At 62.1% G+C, this 20,496-nt stretch carries 24 protein-coding genes and 1 pseudogene; 18 read left to right on the top strand and 7 right to left on the bottom strand.

The genetic code is table 11. The features are described from left to right. Positions 1–42 precede the first annotated feature (42 nt). Both GIW57_RS03250 and GIW57_RS03245 read left to right on the top strand, forming a co-directional pair. The gene (locus tag GIW57_RS03250) at positions 43–1,521 is read left to right on the top strand and encodes a hypothetical protein (protein ID WP_197581417.1); all 1,479 of its coding nucleotides are present in this window, start codon (positions 43–45) and stop codon (positions 1,519–1,521) included. Further along, a complete protein-coding gene (locus tag GIW57_RS03245; protein WP_024956697.1) occupies positions 1,518–2,306 on the top strand; it encodes a hypothetical protein in 789 nt (262 codons plus the stop codon). Before GIW57_RS03250 ends, GIW57_RS03245 begins: the two co-directional genes overlap by 4 nt. Here the strand turns inward: GIW57_RS03245 and GIW57_RS03240 are convergent. Together GIW57_RS03240 and GIW57_RS03235 are read right to left on the bottom strand one after the other, a co-directional pair. Next, entirely contained in the window at positions 2,303–2,665 is a 363-nt protein-coding gene (locus GIW57_RS03240) for a hypothetical protein (protein ID WP_236509149.1), read from the bottom strand. The genes GIW57_RS03245 and GIW57_RS03240 overlap by 4 nt on opposite strands. A gap of 30 nt (positions 2,666–2,695) precedes the next feature. Continuing rightward, a complete protein-coding gene (locus GIW57_RS03235; protein ID WP_323163030.1) occupies positions 2,696–3,184 on the bottom strand; it encodes a helix-turn-helix transcriptional regulator in 489 nt (162 codons plus the stop codon). Between the two features lie 293 nt (positions 3,185–3,477). Between GIW57_RS03235 and GIW57_RS03230 the strand changes: the two genes are divergently transcribed. From GIW57_RS03230 to GIW57_RS23765, 11 genes and pseudogenes are all read left to right on the top strand, one after another. Continuing rightward, entirely contained in the window at positions 3,478–4,077 is a 600-nt protein-coding gene (locus GIW57_RS03230) for a hypothetical protein (protein ID WP_236509148.1), read from the top strand. Further along, positions 4,074–4,436 carry a hypothetical protein gene (locus GIW57_RS03225; protein ID WP_180854973.1) on the top strand — a complete coding sequence of 121 codons (363 nt, stop codon included), beginning with the start codon at positions 4,074–4,076 and terminating at the stop codon, positions 4,434–4,436. Before GIW57_RS03230 ends, GIW57_RS03225 begins: the two co-directional genes overlap by 4 nt. Positions 4,437–4,494: 58 nt before the next feature. Next, positions 4,495–4,977 carry an ABC transporter permease gene (locus GIW57_RS03220; protein ID WP_180854974.1) on the top strand — a complete coding sequence of 161 codons (483 nt, stop codon included), beginning with the start codon at positions 4,495–4,497 and terminating at the stop codon, positions 4,975–4,977. A 290-nt stretch (positions 4,978–5,267) separates the two neighbouring features. Then, positions 5,268–5,666: a hypothetical protein gene (locus GIW57_RS03215; protein ID WP_100551923.1), complete on the top strand. Its 399-nt coding sequence runs from the start codon at positions 5,268–5,270 to the stop codon at positions 5,664–5,666. A 308-nt stretch (positions 5,667–5,974) separates the two neighbouring features. Further along, positions 5,975–6,478, top strand: a complete 504-nt coding sequence (locus GIW57_RS03210) for a hypothetical protein (protein WP_100551924.1) — start codon at positions 5,975–5,977, stop codon at positions 6,476–6,478. Between the two features lie 38 nt (positions 6,479–6,516). Next, the gene (locus GIW57_RS03205; RefSeq protein ID WP_100551925.1) at positions 6,517–6,738 is read left to right on the top strand and encodes a hypothetical protein; all 222 of its coding nucleotides are present in this window, start codon (positions 6,517–6,519) and stop codon (positions 6,736–6,738) included. A 13-nt stretch (positions 6,739–6,751) separates the two neighbouring features. Then, positions 6,752–7,111 (top strand): hypothetical protein, encoded by a 360-nt coding sequence (locus GIW57_RS03200; RefSeq protein ID WP_133120053.1) that lies wholly within the window; start codon positions 6,752–6,754, stop codon positions 7,109–7,111. After that, on the top strand, positions 7,104–7,592 hold the full coding sequence (locus tag GIW57_RS03195) for a hypothetical protein (RefSeq protein ID WP_180854975.1): 489 nt from the start codon (positions 7,104–7,106) through the stop codon (positions 7,590–7,592). The genes GIW57_RS03200 and GIW57_RS03195 overlap by 8 nt, the downstream gene beginning before the upstream one ends. A gap of 178 nt (positions 7,593–7,770) precedes the next feature. Then, positions 7,771–7,941, top strand: coding sequence for a hypothetical protein (locus GIW57_RS03190; RefSeq protein WP_158229708.1), 171 nt, complete (start codon positions 7,771–7,773; stop codon positions 7,939–7,941). Between the two features lie 10 nt (positions 7,942–7,951). Next, the gene (locus tag GIW57_RS03185; protein ID WP_236509147.1) at positions 7,952–8,737 is read left to right on the top strand and encodes a hypothetical protein; all 786 of its coding nucleotides are present in this window, start codon (positions 7,952–7,954) and stop codon (positions 8,735–8,737) included. A gap of 260 nt (positions 8,738–8,997) precedes the next feature. Then, positions 8,998–9,123, top strand: a pseudogene (locus GIW57_RS23765) (DUF6573 family protein); the annotation flags it as partial. Positions 9,124–9,779: 656 nt separating this feature from the next. Here the strand turns inward: GIW57_RS23765 and GIW57_RS03175 are convergent. Then, positions 9,780–10,400, bottom strand: coding sequence for a hypothetical protein (locus GIW57_RS03175; RefSeq protein WP_236509146.1), 621 nt, complete (start codon positions 10,398–10,400; stop codon positions 9,780–9,782). Between the two features lie 70 nt (positions 10,401–10,470). Beyond that, complete coding sequence (locus GIW57_RS03170) at positions 10,471–10,926, bottom strand: GIY-YIG nuclease family protein (RefSeq protein WP_236509145.1); 456 nt, start codon at positions 10,924–10,926, stop codon at positions 10,471–10,473. 139 nt (positions 10,927–11,065) lie between these two features. Here GIW57_RS03170 and GIW57_RS03165 point away from each other — a divergent pair, with 139 nt between their 5' ends. Then, the gene (locus GIW57_RS03165; protein ID WP_236509144.1) at positions 11,066–11,848 is read left to right on the top strand and encodes a hypothetical protein; all 783 of its coding nucleotides are present in this window, start codon (positions 11,066–11,068) and stop codon (positions 11,846–11,848) included. A gap of 114 nt (positions 11,849–11,962) precedes the next feature. On the opposite strand, the gene GIW57_RS03160 is transcribed toward GIW57_RS03165, so the two are convergent. Continuing rightward, on the bottom strand, positions 11,963–12,139 hold the full coding sequence (locus GIW57_RS03160) for a hypothetical protein (RefSeq protein WP_005410152.1): 177 nt from the start codon (positions 12,137–12,139) through the stop codon (positions 11,963–11,965). A gap of 308 nt (positions 12,140–12,447) precedes the next feature. Next, positions 12,448–14,121, bottom strand: a complete 1,674-nt coding sequence (locus tag GIW57_RS03155) for an adhesin (protein ID WP_236509143.1) — start codon at positions 14,119–14,121, stop codon at positions 12,448–12,450. 255 nt (positions 14,122–14,376) lie between these two features. On the opposite strand from GIW57_RS03155, the gene GIW57_RS03150 reads away from it, so the two are divergent. Next, positions 14,377–15,159 (top strand): M15 family metallopeptidase, encoded by a 783-nt coding sequence (locus GIW57_RS03150; RefSeq protein ID WP_024958507.1) that lies wholly within the window; start codon positions 14,377–14,379, stop codon positions 15,157–15,159. Between the two features lie 450 nt (positions 15,160–15,609). Here GIW57_RS03150 and GIW57_RS03145 read toward each other — a convergent pair whose 3' ends face one another. After that, the gene (locus GIW57_RS03145; RefSeq protein WP_100464033.1) at positions 15,610–16,002 is read right to left on the bottom strand and encodes a barstar family protein; all 393 of its coding nucleotides are present in this window, start codon (positions 16,000–16,002) and stop codon (positions 15,610–15,612) included. A gap of 214 nt (positions 16,003–16,216) precedes the next feature. On the opposite strand from GIW57_RS03145, the gene GIW57_RS03140 reads away from it, so the two are divergent. From GIW57_RS03140 to GIW57_RS03130, 3 genes are all read left to right on the top strand, one after another. After that, complete coding sequence (locus GIW57_RS03140; protein WP_236509142.1) at positions 16,217–18,439, top strand: methyl-accepting chemotaxis protein; 2,223 nt, start codon at positions 16,217–16,219, stop codon at positions 18,437–18,439. A 154-nt stretch (positions 18,440–18,593) separates the two neighbouring features. Then, positions 18,594–18,962 (top strand): glycine zipper 2TM domain-containing protein, encoded by a 369-nt coding sequence (locus tag GIW57_RS03135; protein WP_025873797.1) that lies wholly within the window; start codon positions 18,594–18,596, stop codon positions 18,960–18,962. A 208-nt stretch (positions 18,963–19,170) separates the two neighbouring features. Then, positions 19,171–20,490 (top strand): hypothetical protein, encoded by a 1,320-nt coding sequence (locus GIW57_RS03130; protein WP_236509141.1) that lies wholly within the window; start codon positions 19,171–19,173, stop codon positions 20,488–20,490. Positions 20,491–20,496: the final 6 nt, after the last annotated feature.

Below are 20,496 nucleotides of genomic sequence, written 5' to 3'. Positions count from 1 at the left end.
AGCGTCTCATCTGGCGAGACAGGTTCTGACTAAAGTAGTTCCATGGAGAAAACCGTCCTTTACGTGCCAGCTGCGAAGCGATCCCACGATTTGGTCTGGGATCGGGACGGCGGCGAGTGCTTGACGTTGGAGGCCTTCATGGAAGGCCGGGATTACGGAGAGGTCGTCCGGGATGGGCGGCTGGCGGCCGAACTGGAGGTGCTCGACGGCGCACCTCGGTTCAAGTGCCCCTATTGCAAGGACGCCATGGGCGTGAGGTCCAAAGCCATCCGCGCCCGAACCGAGTTCCGCTTCTACTTCGATCACCTCACGGCTCGCCACCGCGAAACCTGCACAGGGCGCAAGGGACATTCGCCCCAAGCCATCCTGGCGCGTCGGTTTGGGCTGTGTAAGGAGGGCGCGCTCCACAAGGCGTTCAAGGGGTGGGTGAGGGACAGCCTGGACGCTGATCCGTCTTTCCAGGAGACCAAGCTGGAAGAACGGTGGTGGGACATCGAGGGCGTGAAGTGGCGCCAGCCCGACGTGCAGACGCAGCGGAACGGCCAGCGGTGGGCCATCGAGATCCAACTCTCCACTACCTTCGTTCACGTCATCGCCGAACGGATGCGGCATTACCGAAAGAACGGGGGGCGCATGCTGTGGCTCTTCAAGGAGCTGGATCTGGATCAGTTCCGACTGTCCGAAGACGACCTGTTTTTCGCCAACAACCGCAACGCGTTTCGCGTCACCCCCGCCACCGTGGCCCGCTCCCAGCGCGAGGGCCGCTTCTGCTTGGAAGGCGTTTGGCTGGAGCCGCGCCGGGAGGGCGGCACGATCCGCGACGTAGAGGTGCGGCGGGAGGTTTGCTTCGACGATCTCACGTTCGACACGTGTAGCCGGGGCATCCCTCGGGCCTACGCCTTCGACTATGAAGGGCACAAAGCCCAAGCAGAAAAGGACCGAATGGCTTGGCAGGAGGAGCAGGTCTGGAGCCATCGGCGAGAGGCTTTCGAAACCTTCTACGTGGCCCTGCTGCGGGGAGAGATCACCGACTACAAGGAGCGCGATCGCCGTTGGGAAGACTTGCGCCGCTTGTTCTCCCCGGTGGGGATCACGCTGCCGGCCTATGCCAAGGAAGCCCCCGATTTGGACCGACTGCTGGTGATTGGCTATTCGATCAAGCACGGCGAAGGGCGCCCGATGGGCATCGGCTTTGAAACGCTGGCCGAGCTGGGCCACCACGCCCACAAAATCTGGCCCAAGAGCTTGTGGTTCTACCGTTGCATGCTCCGTGCACACCACCAATTGAAGACGGTCGTGTCCCAAGATCGCACCGGAAAGCTCCAGGCAAAGATGAAAGGGGTGCTCACCAGTTTGGCCCGGGGGGAGACCACCTTTGCGCCGCACCGGTCCTGGGATCCCCTCATGCTCCGACTGTTCCCCGAGGTGGCGCCTTTGTGGTTGGCGGATCTCAGGCACGTGGCGACAGATGCCTTGAAGCCGCATCAGCAGGCAAAGAAACCCCAAGAGGTGGTGGCATGAAGGAAGACCGGTTGAGCCACGGGATCCAATCGGCGCTGGACGCTCGTGCTGCCAAGCGCCAGCCCACGGCGTTGGACATCGCACAGGAGGCCAGAGAGGCCAAGGCCAGCCTGGAATCGAACATGTCCTGCATGGCCCGCATCACTGTCCCCGCCGGCAGTGAGCGCCACCGGGTGACCTTCCAGCTGTTGAGGGCATCGATGGACTACGGCCGTGCGTTGCTGTTCCTCCTGGAGACCCATCCCATTGATCTTCCAGCGGTGGCCTTGGCGATGCACCGCTCCCAGATTGAGCAATTCCTGCGGGCGGTGTTTGTCCAGTTCCTTGCCGACGACGAACAGCTGGAGGACTTTCTCCAGGAAGATCGCGGCCCCCGAAAGAAGAACGAGAAAGGAAAGTGGGTGGCTATTGCCCTCAAAGACCTGGCCGCGGACGTGGAGCAGGCCATTGCACGCATCGGGCAGGACGATGAGCCTCAGAAGCTGGCTCGGACGGTGACCAATTCGTGGGACCCTCTGTGCGGACTGGTCCATGGCGGGAAGGCCATTCGGGTGATGTATCAAGATCCCAATGGGCAGATCGGGGCGCACGTGCCGGCAGCCATTCTTTTTCAGACCACCGTCAACGCGGTGGCCACCACCAACTTGTGCGTCATTGCAGCACTGACGGCGGTTGGGGTTGGGGCCTTTGAGGAAAGCCCCGTTGTTGAGCAGTGCGCCAGCGGGATGTTGCACTACATGCAACGGAGGAAAGCCCGCATGGAAGAGCTGGCCTGGCCGCCTTAAAGGACAGGACGCGTATTGTCGCGCCGCTCTGTATCCCCACCAACGATCGCTGGCGGGGAGAGTTGCAATCGGAGGTCTGCGAATCCTCGGTTTAGGCGGCGTGCCTTCTGGCCAAGGGATTCCCAGGTTGAGTCTGCGGCATCGGATGGAGGCTTTTCGTTGAGGACAAGCTGGGCCGATGCCTTGAATCTCTCAAGAAGTGCTGCTTCATGCCCCGGTGGGTCCAGTTCAACGCGGTTGCGGGCCTCCGCTGCGTTGAGCTCCAGCATGTTCAGTTCGATCAGCGTCGTCATGGCAACAGGGGACCGGGTGGGCTCCATCCGCTTGCCGCGCCAAAGGTTGGTGATCCATGTCCACATGGGGTCGATTCGTCCTTGTTCGCCGATGTCCTAGTCCTTGGTGGGCGACAACACTTTTTCGATGAGTGCGTTGCGCTTCTTCGCCGACAGCTCACCCAAAGCGCCCAGCAGTTCGGCAAAACGTTCCTGCTGAGCCGCGCTCTGCTCGCCCAAAGCCAAGATCGCATCGGCCATCGCTGGGCTGGTCGCCAAAAGATAGGCTGGGGGCACCTCCAAGGCTTGGGCCAGCTCGAAGAGGGCTTCCAAGCTGATCGACATGCCCTCTGATTCATACCGAGAGATTCGGGCCGACGCCGTGTCCTTGTCCATCCCCATCCGCACTCCGACTTCGCGCTGGCTCAAGCCCCGCAGGACGCGGGCTTGGCGCAGACGCGCGGCCACCACGGCTCGGGGAGCGGGCGGGGCGGCGGTCACGGGCTGAACGGATGCAATGCAGGCATGCGGACAGGATGACCCAGAGGCTACGCCCCGGGTAGACTCTACGTGTCGCGTAAGTTGGCTGCAAGATCCCAAATCCATTGGTGGGAACAGGGGGTTCCATGAAGGGAGTTAGAAGGGCCGTGCTGACCGGGGCGTTTGCCCTGACTGCGGCGGCTGGAGCGCAGGCGCAATCGGGGGCTGGATCGGATCTGCTTCGCCAGATCGGCCGAGCCATCCAAGGCACGCCCAAGGTGGTCAGCGATAGGTCGCGGAGCCCTTACCTTGAGCCGGCAGGGACCTATTGGGACCTGGATCAGGACGTCTTGGAAGGGGCTCAGCACCTGCGGGCCGGGGTGACGGCTGTGGGTGGTGGCGGCGTGGACACTTGCGACATGCAGCTGCTCGCCATGGCCCATTCGACCTATCGCATCGACGCCGACAAACGCCAATGGTGCCTGAGGCAGTGGTGGCTGATGGACACGAAGGCCCAGGGCGCCAACGGCATCTCAGGCGATGATCCGGCTGCCATCGAGCGCCGTTATGGCCCGGCTTTCGACGCGCGCCTGCAGCGCTTCAAGGCCATCCGACGGTTTGCCGTTCGTCCCACGTTCCAAGCCCTGGGCGATGTCGCCTATCGGGCCGACCGTGGCGTGCTGGAAGGATTCATCCCGATGCCTCAGGTGTCCGCGGCGGGACAAAGCGTCACCGGCAAGGGCTTTGTGCCGTGGGTTCACCGCACCTCCACGGGGGTGTCCAGCCCACCCAACGCCGGCCGCTTCCACCTGCTCATCCGAATGGGCGCCCAAGAGGCCGCCAACTTGGCGCGACAAGGTCGCAGCTACCGAGACGATCTGGTGATGTTCTCCGTCAACCGGGTCTGGGTGGAGGGCACGGTGCCGAAGATGGACGTGACGATAGAGAGGGTTCGGCTCGGATACCGCGACGAAACCATCGACGTTGATTTAACCCATACGCAAGGAGCTCCGGCATGAAAGCAACCCTCGTTTCCCTCGCCCTGATCACCGCAGGGTTGGCCGCCTGCAGCAGCAAGGCGGATTTGCCCACCGTTGAACAAGTTGCCCAAGCTTACGAGGCGCATGCCAATGCCAACCTCTCTAGCGAAATGGGCCAACGAATCGAGGTTCGGGGTTGGAAGGACCTCACCGCGGAGTGCACGTCCAGTGGTCCCCAGCGGGCCACGTGCGTGACCGGTGGAACGCTGGACGTGGTCGGGTTCCAGGGAGGGCAGCAGTTGAAGCCCGATCCCGTCCCCGTGCCGTCGGCTTACGACTTCATCTTTGAGAAGCAACCCACAGGCTGGGTGCCGGTCGGAGCCCAGAAGAAAGGCTGACCTTGCCAACGCGCGGAATCGCGCTATGCATTGAGGAACACCAGTTCAAGGAGGCCCCATGTCTTACAACGCTCACCACACCCCGGCCGGTCACATGCAGTGGGGCTTGCTGGCACCGGCCACCGTCATCCTTGGGGGCGCGGGCCTGCTGTTTCTTGCGGGGGCCCAAGAGATCGGCCAGAACGTGGGCTACGGCTGGCAGGCCGGGTTGGCTGCTGCTGGTGGGGCGGCCGTGCTGCTCCTGTTGTCCATGCTTTACGTGTTGAACTGGCGAGCGGCCCGTGTGCGCGCGGCTAGGGCCAGCGGGCTCCCGGTTTCGCCGCGCAAAGGTGGCTTTGGAAAGGGCGCCCTGGTGGGCTTGCTCTTCGTCGTTGCCCTGCAGCTGGTCAGCGTTGCCGTGGGCCTGCTCTACCCGGGCCTGGAAGAGGGCGAGCGAAACTTCTTCACCTCCGTGCCCCCGATGGCTCTGACGGCGCTCATGCCCGTGGCGCTGATCGTGGGTGGCATCGCAGGCAAGCTCTGGCGCTCCACCAGCCTGTAAGATCAGTCCATGTCCTTTGGGGCCCCCGCGAGGGGGCCTTTTTTTGTGCCAGGAAAAGCCCACTGCCACCGCCGTCGCTTCGCGCCGGCTTCTGTAAAAGCGGTGGTGGGAAAAGAGCGGATGACGCCTTCGGCGCGAGAAGTGATGTTAGGAATAACTGCGGCCTTAGTTCCGCAGTTTTTGCTTTTAGTCAAGATTCTGTCCACCGAAACCGTGGACAAATTTTCATGGTGATCTACCTTGGATACATGGGAAGGCAATCGTGCCAACCGACAAACAAGGACCTCGCCATGAACCACACGATGCTTATCACAAACGACACCATCACCGTCAAGGAAGCCCACGAAGCTGCGCATGCCGCTGCCAGCACTTTGTTTGACCAGTTGTCTGGGTATACCTATTCGACCGGCGCGGCGGGCTATCCCGCGTTCCAGTCTTCCGCTGAGGACGCATTGCTGGCTTTCCTGCTGAACCGCAATTCGGCAGAGCTGGGATGCGAAGACGACGAGCTGTTGGCTGACCAAACCGTCTCCGTCAACGTGGAGCGCCAAGAGGACGGGCAGCTCCTTTATGAGGTGGTGTTCGACATGGAAGGGTCGGATTACGGCACCAATTGCAAGGTCAAGGACCTGGCGACGCTGGACGAATGGTTCGATGAAGAATGGATCGGCGTGGAGTGCGCGGAGTAAGGCGTGCTGACAAAAACTGATCGCGTAAGAACAATTCATGTCCTTTGAGGCCCCGCGAGGGGCCTTTTTGTGCAAAAAACCAACCGCCGGTCGCTTCGCGCAGGTTTCTGGAAAGCGGCGATGGAAGAATGGTATGTGACGCCTTCGGCTCGAGAAGTGATGTTAGGAATAACTGCGGCTTTAGTCCCGCAGTTTTTACTTTTAGCCAAGATTTTGTCCGCTACAGCCGTGGACAAATTTACAGGGCGATCTACCTTGAATTTGTGGATAGGCAATCGCGCCTTCCGAAGACCATCAAGGAAATCGACATGAAAATTCATCACCTCGTCAGCGACGGAAACCAAGCGGTCGCCATCACGCAATCGGCATCGAGTGGCGGTGGCTACGCGCACCCGGTGAAGCTCTCCGCCATTCGCTTCAACGTGAAAGACGCCGAAGCGGTGCTCCAAGAACTCAACAAGTCTGGCCATCGCAGCGAGAAGTCGTTTGAAGTGATCGAGCGCTGGGACGCTGACGCTCGCAACCAGGGACCAAAGTCGAAGTTCGGTCGAACCCTTGCCGCCCTTGTGGACGAAGCGAGGGATCACCTGGAGGGGCAGGTGATCTACGAAGCCAAAGGCATGGAAGAGGGCACCGTGCGTGCGATCAACGCCGCGGCGAAGCAAGCCAGGCTTTCGCAGGTCCTTCCTGCCGCAGGCGGTCCGAGCATGGTCATCGGTGGGCAGGTCTGGAACCCACGGCAAGAGGCGCAGAGCCAAGCTCCAGCTCCGGCGGCTGACCTAGAGGCTCCCCGTCAGCGCGTGCGCCTGTAACCGCCGATCACCCACCAGTCAAAACCAGGAGATTCGACATGAACGTTCAAATTGCGGAAGCCATGAACAATGCCAAAGACGACGCGGACCGCTACGGAATCCTTGCAGGGTTCGCCTCCTGCAACCGGGCCCTGCTTGAGAAGGGGGCCGCGCAAGAACTGGTGGACGCCCTGTATTTCGCTGGCGCTGCGATCAACCGTTGGCGTGCCATCGCGGTGGTCCGAGAGGCGGCCGCCAAGCCGTTGGACGCGGCGTCCTAAGCCGGAGCGCGACGTGCTTCAACCTGTCCCTTCCCCAAAACTTGTCACCCTTCCGTCCTCCCGGGGCTACTCCCGTGATTTGGAGCGCTTGCAGGCGGCCGCCGCGCGCGCGCAGGTCACCCGAAACGAAGCCGTGCGCCAAGTGCTCGCCATGTATGCCGCCCACCCTTACGCACTGAGCAAGCGTCGGCTGGGTGGGGAGAGGGACGTGCGCCTGGCCTACCTTCCGCTGCAGCGCAGCGTCTTGGAGGCGGTGGAGCAGGGCGCGGTGAACGCGGGGATTTCCACCGCAGAAGCGGTGCGCCAGATCATCCGGGACTACGTCCAAGGACATCTGCTTCGGAACCAGGTTCGGGGCAGCCGCCATGGGTGACCGCCGCCCACCACCGCCAGGAAGTCCGAGCGCTGAGCTGATTCACGCGTGCGTCGATGGAAGTCTTTTCCGCGCTCTACAGGCCCTGCGGCAGGGCGCCAACCCCAACGCGTGGCGCCTCAACGAAGGTCCTGCGCTCCATTCCGCACTTGCCTGGCCCCGCATCGTCGAAGCCCTCCTGCAAGCTGGTGCGCACCCTCAAGAGAGGAACCACTGGTGCGAGCGCCCGCTGGAAAAGCTGGCGGCGGACTACCAGTTGAGCGACGACGCCGACGAGCGCAGCCGACTTGAGCAGACGGCGTTGCTGCTGTTGCGGCTGGGCGGCAACCCTCACCGGGGCAGTCCGTTCTGGAACACGCCATCGCTGAAGGCGGCGATGCCGCACGTGGTGGCCACGGTGGAAGCCGAACAACGCGCGGTCCACCTGGAGCAGGCATGGGCAGCCCGGGGAAGTGTCAGTGCAAAGCGGGCAAGGCTGTAGAGCCAACCGCTCAACGCCGCCACCGGTCGCTTCGCGCCGGTTTCTGTAGAAGCGGCGGTGGAAAAGAGTAGGTGACGCCTTCGGCGCGATAAGTGATGTTAGGAAAGACTGCGGCCTTGACACCGCAGTTTTTACTTTTAGTCAATATTTTGTCCACTACAACCGTGGACAAATTTCCATGGTGATCTACCTTGGGATCAGGAAGAATGCAACGCTCTTCCCACCGACTGGAACCGCCGACATGACCCTTTCTCTTCTCGCCATCGCTGCCCCCATCGCCCTTCCTTTCAGCCTTTGGTTGGCCCAGCGCCTTGAACGCTGCATCGATCGTGCCCTTTGGGCGCACTGAGGGAAACGCCATGACCACGCGTGCCGCCCGCCACCGCTATTACGCATACGAGCGCCGCGATGGTTCTGTGTGTTACCTGCCAAAACTGTTGCACGAGGGGATTCAGCGCTACCCGCGAACGATCGCGCACTACCACCTGGTGCAGTGGTTGGGGGTGTCCAAGTTGCTCAGCAAAGACGAATACAAGCAAATGGCGTGGCTGGGTTCACAGCGGGGCACGCTCTGGCGTGGCTGGGTTCACAGCGAAGTACGCTCCGAAACACCCATGATTCAACGCGTGCTGGTCTCACCGGCTGACACCCTGGCAGGGCAAAATGGTTTCATGACCCACGCTGCCGCTCCATCCACCCTTCAAGCCCCGGCCTACGGCCTGCTGCTCGCTCAGACCGAGTGCCATTTCTGCCACGCTCCGACCCCCACCGCCGCGGTCTGGGTTCCGACGTTCGAGGAGCACGACGACGAGGGCGTAGTGGACCAGGGGGACGGTGCCTTGTTGCGCTACATCGAGCGTTTGGACGAGAACACTGCCGCTTTCGTGGCGGGCCACGCGCCCTGGCTTCGCTTCGCCACTACTCGAACGTCAGGGCAAACCTACTTGGCCCACCATTGCACCACCTGCGGGGCCCTTCAAGGGGACCACTTCGTGTTTTCGCCGGATGGTCCCTACTGGCCCCAAGACGATGTCCAACTTGCGTCTCTTCGCTTCATCCGAGGTTTGGGCCCGCTCACCGCTCAAGCATCGGCAGGACAGAGCGCGTGGATGGACCGGGTCCCTGTGACCTGCACCCAGGCCTGACGGCATTCCCAAGTTCAACCCTGAATCGGTGTGCCGAACGCGGCACGCTCTCAAAGCTTTGTGCGCTGCGCGCGGCCCCATCGCCCAGCTTCTCCGGTCAAGGGACATTCCAGGGCCCGTGTCCTCGCTGCGCTGCGGGCCGTGCCAGCCCTTCCATTTCCTCCCTTGACCGTGCCTGTCGGTGGGGCAGTGGGTTCCCCATTCCAGGACATCCCGACCGGATGCCCTGGGCGGGCCATCACTGACAAGAGGAACTGCGCATGTTCGAACCTTCTGATCTCATCCATTCCTACACCCGGGCTCAGGCAATCGAGGACGGCGTCCTGGTGGACGTGTCCGACGTGGCCAAAGAAGCCGGTTTCAAGTTGCCCGTGGCCATCATCCGGAAGGGGCTCCAGGAGCAAGGCGTGCTGGACAGAGAGGAATTCACCTTCCGCTCGATCGTGAAAGGGCAGTGGGAGGACCTGACGCTCTCACGCCGCGACCGTGTGATGTTCACGGCGACCAACAACGACTTGGGTGTCATCAACGGCACCGAGGGCACGGTGGAGAGCATTCGGAAGGACAAGTCCGGTGGCTACGACCTGGTGGTGCGCATCGACTCCTCGAACCCGAAAGAGGACGGGCGCATTTTGGAGTTCAACACCAGCGAGCACAACGCCTTGGCCCACCGGTATGCAATGACCGTCCACAAGGCGCAAGGGCAGGGGAAATCCGAGGTTTACCACTTGGCCACGAACATGGGCATGCTCGACCAGCAGTCGGCCTTGGTGGCGTTCACCCGCCTCACCAAGGGCAGCTACCGCATGTATACGACGGACGACGTGATGGAGCGCATGGCCGAACGCTTGGGCACCGAGCGACACAAAGAAATGGCGCTGAGCGTCGGCTTGTCCGAGACCCAGGCTGCTCCGGTGCGCAACCTGGTCCAGGACGTGGAAGAGCTGTTGGCAGGATTGAAACCGCAAACCCAGGTGCCAGTGGAGAAGCAACGAGGCGCGATGCTCACTCGGTGATGCAGCGGACCAGCAGCAACGCGCTGTCAGTTTCCTATGTCATGCAGGTGGTCAATCAGTTCGCCGTTCGATCCTCGAGTGTAGAAAGAGAAATCTCCATCAAAGAGCTTCACGATGGACTTTAGGCAAGACTTCATGTGGGCGTTAGACATGGTGGGCCGCCCGCCATTATCTTCCTTGGCGTCCATCTCCTTGAATGCCAAGTGGTAGAAGGATGCCCATATGGCGGCGGCATCGGTCATGAGTATTTTATTGCGTGGGCCAAGCAGCGATAGCACTCCCTCGTTTCCAACTAACACTTCCGCCGAAAGGTCATGAACAACTTCGCAAGAGGACATAAAGAGTCTGGTGTTAGACGGGACTCCATCCAGAAGTGTCGCTAGTCGCACGTATGAGACACGATCCCTGTTGGTAGTTACGATCCCCTTTTTGCTCCCATGGGCAGAAATGTGTAGGTAGCGGCATTTAGAAGCCCTGAATTGCTTAATCGCGTCTTTGAATCCGGATGCTGTTCGGACGTAACTGTATTCAGGACTCCTTCCATAGAGACGAAGGACATGGGATAGAAATGCCCCCTCCATCCTGCCCATGCCTTCGTCTTCAGGGTGAAGCGTTTCGATGATGTAAACGTTTGGGACCGTGGCCATGTGAAATCATAAGATGGTTTACACCTTTTTCCCTGATCAGTCTCGCGTATGTCAATAGGCGTTTTGATCGCTAGACCATCGCGCATCGAGCCAAGCCCATACCAAGCGCCCCTACCGCGATCCACGGCCACCACCCCATGCGTTCGGAGGGGGCTTTCACCGGTGTTCCCAGCTGCCACCGCCGTTGGTGGGCCAGCCATCGCACGTGCGGCGTTGCCCGCCGGTGCGGGTTGACCACGATCCCCGGTGGCTTGGCGTAGATGCGCCACCCCTCTCGGGAGGCCTTCACCCGCCACGCCTGCTCATACGCTTCGGCTTCCGCCCTGGTGGCGGTCACCACTTCCAGCGCATGGAACCGGAAGGGACGGTGCCAGCCGCCTTTGGGGGAGCGGTGCTGCTTCTCCCGCTGCTGCGGGTTCGAGCTTTGGCCGACGTAGCATCCCCCGTCGTCGAACAACAGGGCGTAAAGGGTGCGGGGCAGGGCGTGATACTTCTCGCTGCGTCCCAGGTTGTGGCGATGGCTCATGGTCTCTCCGTGAGTAAAACGACCCACTCACGAATAGATCAGAATTTGAAGTTGGCAAGCCTGCTGCGAAGGGCGTGAGAGGCCACACGTCGCTTGCGTGTAATCTCTTCGCAGTTCATGGCGAGCATGGGGCGGGCGAGTGACCTTTAAGTTCCCGGTTGGACCTTCCAAGGGGCGTTGCAACATATGCGGGCAGGAAACCGACCTGACCGAAAACCACGTGCCGCCCAAGGCGTGGGCTCAAGGCATCGCTCTGAGGGTGTCTAGCGTCGCCGATGCAATCAGTGGAGAGAAGAAGCCGCGGTCCCACAAGATGCCCAATGGTGTTTGCTTCAGGAGCATCTGCAGGACCTGCAACGGCTCGGTGCTTTCTCGATACGACAAGGCGCTTGTATCGATGAGCCGGCAGGTGACGGAGATCTTGCGTGATCGAAGCAAGGTCACCTACTACCAGAGCATCCGCATCCAGCCGCAGCTTGTGGCAAGGGGAGTTCTGGGCCACATGTCATCGGTGGGCTTGAATCGCTACGACGAACGCCACAGCCAGCACCTGTTCGATGACCGGTCAGATCTTCTACGCCAGGTTCGGCTTCACTACTGGGTGTATCCCTACAGCGGTCGAACGGTTCTTCGCGACTTCGGGCTGGGCATCTTGGGCGGGAAAGGCAGTTCGGCGATCTATGTCCTGAAGGCCTATCCGCTGGCCTTTGCAATGGTCTGGAACAGGGACTTTCAGTTCGAGGACTGGCAGCCGCAGAGCTTTGACCCGTTCGCCGCGTTCGAGCCAGACCAAGAGGCGAACCTCCCGCTGGAGTTCGTGGGCCTGCCAGGACAGGTTTGGCCAGAGCACGTCCAGGGGAACACGTTCGCGCTCCTTCATTCCGATGGTGCGTTCTTGGCAACGGAGAAAGGACGGGGCTAGGTTTGGCCGGTTTCGGCTCTTCCGGAGCGGATGGGCTGGGGATAGCAGCAGCGTTCCAAAGAAAAAGCCCGGGCTGGGCCCGGGCTTTTCATATCGGTCAACGGGGAGCGTGGCTCAACGCGCGTTCACCGGGTGTGCGGTGGGCAGCTGGCTAGCCGCTACCGCAATGGTCGTCTGATACACCACTTCGTGTGCCACGCCGATAGCGACACCAAGCGGATGCTTCTTCAAGCGATAAATCGTGCTCTTAAAGCGTTCAATTGTCTTTCTTACAACATTCTTCTTTTTCATTTTTGGTTCCTTGTAATTGTTTTTATCAACACATTTGACTTCTTCCTTTGCCTTTAGGTTAACCACCCATCGTCTGAGGGCTTTCAGAGCGATGGCAAACGACGTTACGACCATTGCGACAACCCAGGACTCGCACCCGGAACTGTCCACAAATTCGGATGAGGCGATTATACGGCGAAAGAGGAAGCTTTTCAACGAAAACAATTGTATTTGAATTGTTTTTGTGCTTGGAGTTCGCGAACAAGGGCCCCGAAGGGCCCTTGCCGAGATACGATCACCTCCTTTCGCCGCTGACATTCTTTGATTCGTTACCAGCCAATGGCCCAGGCTGCGCCCACGGCCGTGTCCTGCCCGCTGCGGGAAACGCCGATCGAGAAAGCCGATGGGGATCCGCGTGGGGTGGTCACGTCACGGGTGTAGCCGATGGAAATGGCGGCTTGGCCGCTGCAGCCACCGACGCCCACGGCCAGGCGGTTTCGGTTCTCTCCGTGGATAGCTGACGTCGAGGTGGCCATCTGGGCGTTGGCTTGGGCCATGGCGCACACACCGCTCACCCGTTTGTCGAGCTGGCGGAAACGGCGGTCCGTCAGGTTCCAGCGGTCGTCTTGCTCCCGCTGGTAATCCCACAATTGGCCACCGTTGATCGCGTCCGTGGACCCTGGAGCGATCGCCCCTGCAGCCACCCCGGTTACCCGCTGGTTGCCGGCGTTGATCCCAGATCGGGTGACCGATGGGCCGCCTTGGACAGTGAAGCCGTCGCTGTTGTGGATGGCCTTGGCCACTTGGACCGAGCCCTGCTCGGAAAGCTCAATGGTGTCTTTCAAGGCAACGGTTTGGGTGCCGTCCCCGTTGTCCGTGACCTCGATGTTGGCCCCGGCCACCGCAGAGCTGCCACCGCCATCCTTGCCGTCCTCTCCATCTTGTCCAGCCGGACCTTGGGGGCCTGCTGGCCCTGGTGTTCCGCTTTGTCCGTCCGATCCTGCCGGGCCTGGCTCGCCTTTATCTCCCTTCAGCGACGCCAACCATTCGCGCTCATTGCCCTGGTAGCCATTGTTCACGGCCACTTGGTAGGCACTGGCACCATCGGAGCCTGCTGGACCTTGGCCGCCGCCGGGGTTGTTCTCAATGGTGTGAAGTCGTCCGTCGATGTCGTAGAGCGCGTCAGCAACCGTGTGGTAAGTGTTGCCGCTCTGCATAACATACGTCGGAGCGATGAATTGTCCATTGACGTAACGTGCACCGGCCCCCAGTGCACCAGCCATAGGATTTAATTGCCCGACTGTCGCAGCGTCTGTGTCGTAGAGGCCGTCGGCCACGTTGGACACACGGCGCTTAAGCGTAGCGTTACCCACGGAGACGGTGTTGGCTTCGCGGCCGCAGTCGCTGGTAGCGCCGAGGGCTACGCAGCCATCAGCGTCGGCGTTGGTGAAGGCTCCCAGCGCGGTTGTCGCGGTCTTGGCCCCCAAATGATTGGAATTGAGAGCTCGGCCGCCATCGCCCACTACCACAGTGCCTGCGCCAGTAGCTCGAATGTTCTTGCCCACGCCAACCCCTCCTTCATTGCTATTGGAGGGGTTGCCGTTGACTTGGCTGTTGCTGCCAATGATGGTTGCGTTGTCTCCGTTGCTGTTGTGGCCAACGACGACCGTGCCGCTCACCGCGCCAGCAGGCGCGAACGCGTCGTTTCCAATAACAATGACGCCGCCGGCGAGGGCTCGAACCCGAGTTCCGAAGCCAATCGAACCAGTTCCAACGACACTGTCCGCTCCCACTGCGATGCAGTCGCCGAATGCTGCATTGGGACTTCCAGCGAGGGAGCCCTTTCCCACTGCGACGCAATTGTTGTAGGCGGTCGAGTCGTCACCGACGGAGGTGCCTTCAGAGTCTGTGGCAGTGGCGTTGTTGCCAACTTGGGTTTGAGCATTTGCTAAACCCGCTACAAGGACTGCCAACCAAGCGCAGTGGATGAGGGAGCGTTTCATAGGGTGGCCTCCTGGCTCTGAATTGAGTGAGTGTGTGCACTCACGAATAGATCAGATCCTGGAATGCGCAAGCCCCCCCCCAACGAAACTTCCCGGCGCAACGGCAGGAGGACCGTTGAGCCGGGAAGCGGTGGGGCCGACTTTTCCCCACCCCTGTTCTTCTACGTCAGGGAAAAGATTCCGCAAGCCCCCTTGCGCGTTTTCGATTCTCCGCTTGCATGGATGTATCGCTCATGTGAGTAAGGAGGCCTACTCATGTTTCAACGCTTGTTGCTCGCGCTCGCATTGGTCAGCGCCCCCATCTTGGTCCACGCTCACGTGCCAGCCACCGATTCCGTTGAGGTCCACGGGAAGAAGCCAGGGTTTTTCAAACGCCTGTTCCACCGCCACAAGGACGCCCCGCAGTGGGACGGTGTCCAGCCCGAGCTTCGCTCTACACTGGAACGGATCGCTTTGCAAATGAAGGGCGAGGGCTACGACCTGCGCCTGATGGAGGGTTACCGCTCTGAACAGCGCCAGGCTGCGTTGCTCGCCAGCCAGAAGGGCGTGACCCAAGTAGGGCCTGGCAGCAGCTGCCACAACCACGGCTGGGCGGCGGATATGGTCATCTACAAGCGCGGGCGCCCTTCTTGGGACCTGAGGGACGAGCAGGTGCGGCAGGGCTACCAGCGCTTCGGTGAGCTGGCCCAGCAGGCGGGTTTGAGGTGGGGTGGCGCTTGGAAGAGATTCCAGGACATGCCCCACGTCGAGATGCGCAGCGAGTGCCTGGTGGCGATCCGGTCCTACCGCGCCGGCCAGCCCATGTTGGTGGCCGAGGTGGTGCCCGAACCGGTGGTCCCCTTGGCGCCGATGTGGCCCGGGCTGATGCCGCTGGCGATCACGCCGGCCACGCCCTGCGAGGGCTGGATGTGCGCCCGGCGGTGGGACTGGAGCCTGTCCGTGGCGAGCGCCCCGATGGGGGGATTGGTGGGCGTGCAAAGCACGCGGTCGGAAGCGTCGTTTCAGTGCCCGGCAAGCGACGTTTTTTGGCCGTCATAGCGCATGAGTGGCTTCCTCCGCTCATGGCTCCGAGGCTGCCGCAGTCGGCATTAGGGGCTGCGCAAAAAGTCTTTCAATAGGGGGTTGCGTAGGTCGCCAAAGGGTAGCCAAATCCACGAACGATCCGATGAGGCTCTGGCAATCTGTTGTAAATCAATAAATTGATTCTGCCAAAGAGTCGCACGCCGCTACTGCTTCATCAGCGGCGTGTGTTCGGCGGACTTGTCTTTGGACATGGGACTCGTGGATCAGGGGCGTCCGCTCGCGCCGGAGGGCTGCGGGGCGGAGCCGGTACAGGGTCGTCCATGGTAACGGCTAGGGACCCGGGGCGCCTCGATTCTCAGGGGGATTGGGGCGGTCCGTACGAACAAGTGCCGTGGCAGACGCGGCCCGTTGGCACGTCGGCGGCGGCGCGCAGGACCGTTGTGCGCATCGTTGTCGCGGCCGGCCTCAGGCCGGCAGCAGCGCAATGTCCGGGTGGCCGGCGAAGATGTCCATCACGGTCTGGAAGTAGGTCTGCCCATCGCCGCGTTGCAGGGCGTCCAGCTGGCGGCCGATGGCTTCGGCATTGAACGTATCCGGTTGCCGCAGCTTGTCCTGCAGCCACGCACGCGTGGCCTCCACTCCCAGTGCATCGCGGCTGCAGTCGATATCGCGCCAGACCACCGTGGCCGTTCTGTGCCCGGCGAGTGCGCCATAACCGCCGTACAGCAGATCGTCCAATGCATCGAGGCTGGGCCCGAGCTGCCAGTTTTCGCCAGCCATGAATACCCGGTTGATTTCCGCGTAGAAACTGGGGATATCAACGATGGCGGTGCCGTTGATCTGCAGGAATACGGTCATCTGCAGACTAAAGCGTTGCGCTGCCAGAGAACGCGCGGCTTATTCATCTGCGTGATGCATTTCCAGCCTGCCTTCATCGGAAAATGGGAGGAGAATAAGGAAGGGGCTCTGCTTGAACGCATTTATGTTAATGAGGCATTGTTTAAGTAAATGTACTTAAAGTTTCCCCGGGTCGTGCCGCCACCGATATAGGGCCACGATCAAGGGAATTGAGATGCTCGCCTTACGCAACCTCCGTGTGGGATCCCGGCTTTCTGCCGGCTTCGGTCTGCTGTTGCTGTTCATCCTGGCCATCGTCGGCCTGGTGTTGTACGGAAACCATCTGAAGTCCGCCCAGTTCGAGAAAGTGGTGGGCGTGAACATGGTCAAGATGCGGTTGTTGAACGACATGCTCGATACCAACAACGCGGTGCTGATGCATCGTCGCCTGATGGTGATCAAGCGTGGCGAGGAGTTCGACAAGGATTACCAGCGGGCGCAGGAACTGAGCCGCACCTACGACGGCATCTGGGACAAATACATCACGATTCCCCGCGATGCCACCGGCGATACGCTGGTGGCGCAGATCGCGGCGGCACGCAAGGCCACCGACGCCTCCACCCGGCAACTGCACGAGCGGATGAAGGCGGGCGACTATGACGGTGCGGCCACCGAGTTGCTGGCCGAGCACGGTCTGGCCACGGCCTGGAATGGAGCGATTTCCAGCCTGCTGCGGCACCAGGAAGCCCTGACCGAACGCAGCCGTGAGGAGTACCGCGCCACGGAAGCGTGGACGGGAACACTGTGCATTGCGTTCGGTGTGCTCAGCCTGATTCTCGGTGCACTGGCCGCGTGGGCGATCACCCGCAGCCTGACCCGGCCCCTGGCCGGCGCGGTGAAGCTGGCCGATGGCATCGCCAACGGTCGCCTGGACAATGTCATCGATGCCTCGGGCAATGATGAGGTAACCCAGTTGCTGAAATCCATGCAGCGCATGCAGGGGCAGTTGCAGGCGGTGATGGCGGCGCAGGGCGAGATGGCGCGGCAGCATGATGACGGCAGCCTGAGTTACCGCATGGATGAGAGCACCTTCCCCGGCGACTACGGGCGGATGGTGCATGACACCAACGCACTGGTGGGTTCGCACGTGCAGGTGCAGAACCGCCTGATCGAAGTGATGAAGCACTACGCACGCGGCGACCTGTCGGTGGACATGGATCGCCTGCCGGGCGAGAAGGCGGCCATCACCCAGGCCATGGATGAGACCAAGTCCAGCCTGTCGGCCATCAACGGCGAGATCCGCCGGCTGGCGACAGCCGCTGCCGCCGGCGACTTCAGCCTGCGTGGCGACGAAGCCCGCTTCGAGCACGATTTCGGCGAGATGGTGACCGGCTTGAACCGGTTGATGCAGACCACCGATGAGAACCTGGTGCAGGTATCAAGCCTGCTGCAGGCGATCTCGCGCGGCGATCTGACCGTACGCATGCAGGGCGATTTCCACGGTGTGTTCGCCCGCATGCGCGACGACTGCAATGCCACCGTCGAGCAGCTCACCCAGATCGTCGGCCGTATCCAGGCCAGTGCATCCAGCATCAATCTGGCGGCGGGGGAGATTGCTTCCGGCAATACCGATCTGTCGCGGCGTACCGAGCAGCAGGCGGCCAACCTGGAAGAGACCGCAGCGTCGATGGAGGAGCTGACCTCGACGGTGAAGCAGAACGCCGAACATGCGCGCCAAGCCAACCAGTTGGCCATCGGTGCACATGGGGTGGCCTCGCAGGGTGGCGAGGTGGTTGGCCAGGTGGTGACCACCATGAGTGCCATCGAGGCTTCGTCGAAGAAGATCGCCGAGATCATCAGCGTGATTGATGGCATCGCTTTCCAGACCAACATCCTGGCGCTCAACGCCGCCGTGGAAGCGGCGCGTGCGGGCGAGCAGGGCAGGGGCTTCGCCGTGGTGGCCAGCGAGGTACGCACGCTGGCGCAGCGCTCGGCTGGTGCAGCCAAGGAGATCAAGGGCCTGATCGAAGAGTCCGTGGGCAAGGTGTCCGACGGCTCGGCGCTGGTGCGTCAGGCCGGCACCACGATGGGCGAGATCGTCGCCTCGGTGCAGCGGGTGACCGACATCATGGCCGAGATCTCGGCGGCCTCGCAGGAGCAGAGCTCTGGCATCGAGCAGGTCAACCAGACCGTGATGCAGATGGACGAAGCCACCCAGCAGAATGCTGCGCTGGTGGAAGAGGCCAGCGCGGCTGCGCGGTCCATGGAGGAGCAGGCCAACCTGTTGGCCGAGGCGGTGTCGGTGTTCCGCACCGGGGCTTCGGTGGCGGCGGCGGCGGTCCGGCCGATGCTGGCAGCGGTGGCCGCAAGCGTGCCGCCGGTGCGGCGCGTGACCGGCGTGCCGCCGCGGATCGCACCCTCGCTCGCGGCCAACACGGGTGGGTGGGAAGAGTTCTAAGCCGGGTGGGAGACGGCGCCCATCGCGATGCTGGTCGCGATGGGCGCATTTTTGTTTCCTGAACCGATGATGGCCGCTCAGCCCCCGGATACCTGGATTTCACCTGCAGTTGCCACCCGCAGGCAGACACTTGCGCCATACCGGAGCACAGGAGATGGCCATGAAGACCTCGACCCGATTGATGGTGCTGGGCACCCTGCTGGCAGCCTCGTCCGTTGCTGGCGCACAGAATTACGGCCCGCGCGATGAAGGGCGCAAGTTCAACGATGGCAGCCGCGTGGTCTGCAAGAACGTGGAAGTGCAGCGCAATACCCGCGATCCCAACCGCATCACCGGTACCGCCACCGGCGCCGTGGTGGGTGGTCTGCTGGGCAACCAGGTAGGCGGCGGCAACGGCAAGAAGCTGGCAACGGTTGCCGGCGCCGTAGCGGGCGGTGCAGCCGGCCGACAGATCCAGGGCAACCATCAGCAGAAGACTGGTGATCGCGTGGTCGAGCGCCGTTGTGAGCGCGTCTACCGCTGATCCATCCATGACCGCTGATCCATCCATGCGATAGCCCCTTCCACACTGCTGTACCCCGAACGCCGGTCCTGTGCCGGCGTTCTTCGTTTCCGGTCCCGTTCCGCGGAGCAGGGCGCATGCCTATACTGCGCCGACCTCCAGGGATGAATCGCCAGTGAACGAGTCGAGTGCTGTAGACGGTCGGGAGCCGTCCGTTGTTGCCGGTGCAATGCCTCGCACTACAGCCAGCTACTCCCGCGTGCGCGACCGCACCGACGAGCTGGAGCTGTTCATTTCCGGCCTGCTCGCCTTCGCACTGCTGGCCGTGCCGGGCTACCTGTTCGATGCGTGGGCGCGCAGCAGCCTGCATACCGAAGGAGTCTATTTCCAGGCGCTGTGGTTCGCCTTCAGCATCGGCGTCGGCATGTGCTACGTGCTGGCGGTGGCCTTGATCATCCACCTGGCGGTGCGTGGCTACTGGATCGGCCTGATCGGCCTGAAATCGCACTTCCCCAACGGCATCGACTGGGATCGGCTGACGATGCTGGGGCCGTTGTCGCGCGCGTTCCTGCAGCAGCGCGATGGCGGGTTCGACGGCACCATCGAACGTGCAGACCGGCTTGCCACGATGCTGTTCTCGACCACGCTGCTGTGCGTGCAGACCCTGGCCGGCACCCTGGTGGTGGCGATCGTCTCGCTCGGTGTGGCGATGGCCATCGGTGCCGCCTTAGGCGATGTCGATCGCATCACGCTGGGAATCGTCGCGGTGCTGATGGTCTGCCTGCTCGGTCTGGCGATGGTGCCGATGCTGCTGGAGAAGTCGATCGCGCGGCGTCGCACGCGGGGGCTGGATACTGCACGGCAGGAGAAGCGGTTGCAGTCGGTGCTGGCCGGCCTGCAGCGGGTGCCGATGCTGCGCCTGCTGCAGACCATGCAGTGGACGCTGCAGAGCAACCTGCGCGGTCGCTCGTTCACCGTGATCTACCTGTCGGCCGTGATGCTGGCGATGGTGCTCGCCGCCCTGCAGGTCTACGGTTCGATGAAGTTCTCCCTGTTCAACCGCTACAGCGTGCTGACCGACGAAGCGGTGGACCACGGCATGCTGGGCGCGCACTACGAATCGTTGCGCTCGGCGCACGACCAGCTGCTGCCTTATCCGATGATTCCGGCCGATACCATCAGTGCATCGCGGTTGCGGCTGTTCATCCCGCACCGTCCGCAGCGTGACAATCCGGTGGCACGGCAGCGCTGTGCCGGTGGTGCCCGCAACGAAGCGCAGGGTGCACAGGCGGCGACAGCAGCGGTGAACTGCATGGCGCTGCTGTGGACGGTTCAGCTCGATGGCGGCAAGGTCGACCTGCACGATTTCGTGCCGATGGAGCGTCGCGACCTGGACATGCGCGGGCTGGTGGGCTACTTGCCGGTGGCGGACCTGACACCGGGCCGGCATGACCTGCGACTGGTCTGGAACCCCGAGGGCGGCGAACGTGGGCCCAGCCGCCGCCGCGAATACAGCATCCCGTTCTGGTACGCACCAGAGCCGAAATAAGGGACG

This window comes from Stenotrophomonas sp. PA-6-5C, assembly GCF_021605635.1.
Classification (GTDB): domain Bacteria; phylum Pseudomonadota; class Gammaproteobacteria; order Xanthomonadales; family Xanthomonadaceae; genus Stenotrophomonas; species Stenotrophomonas lactitubi.
The sequence above is the reverse complement of the archived record's forward strand: the minus strand, read 5'-3'. Positions and strand labels throughout refer to the sequence as shown.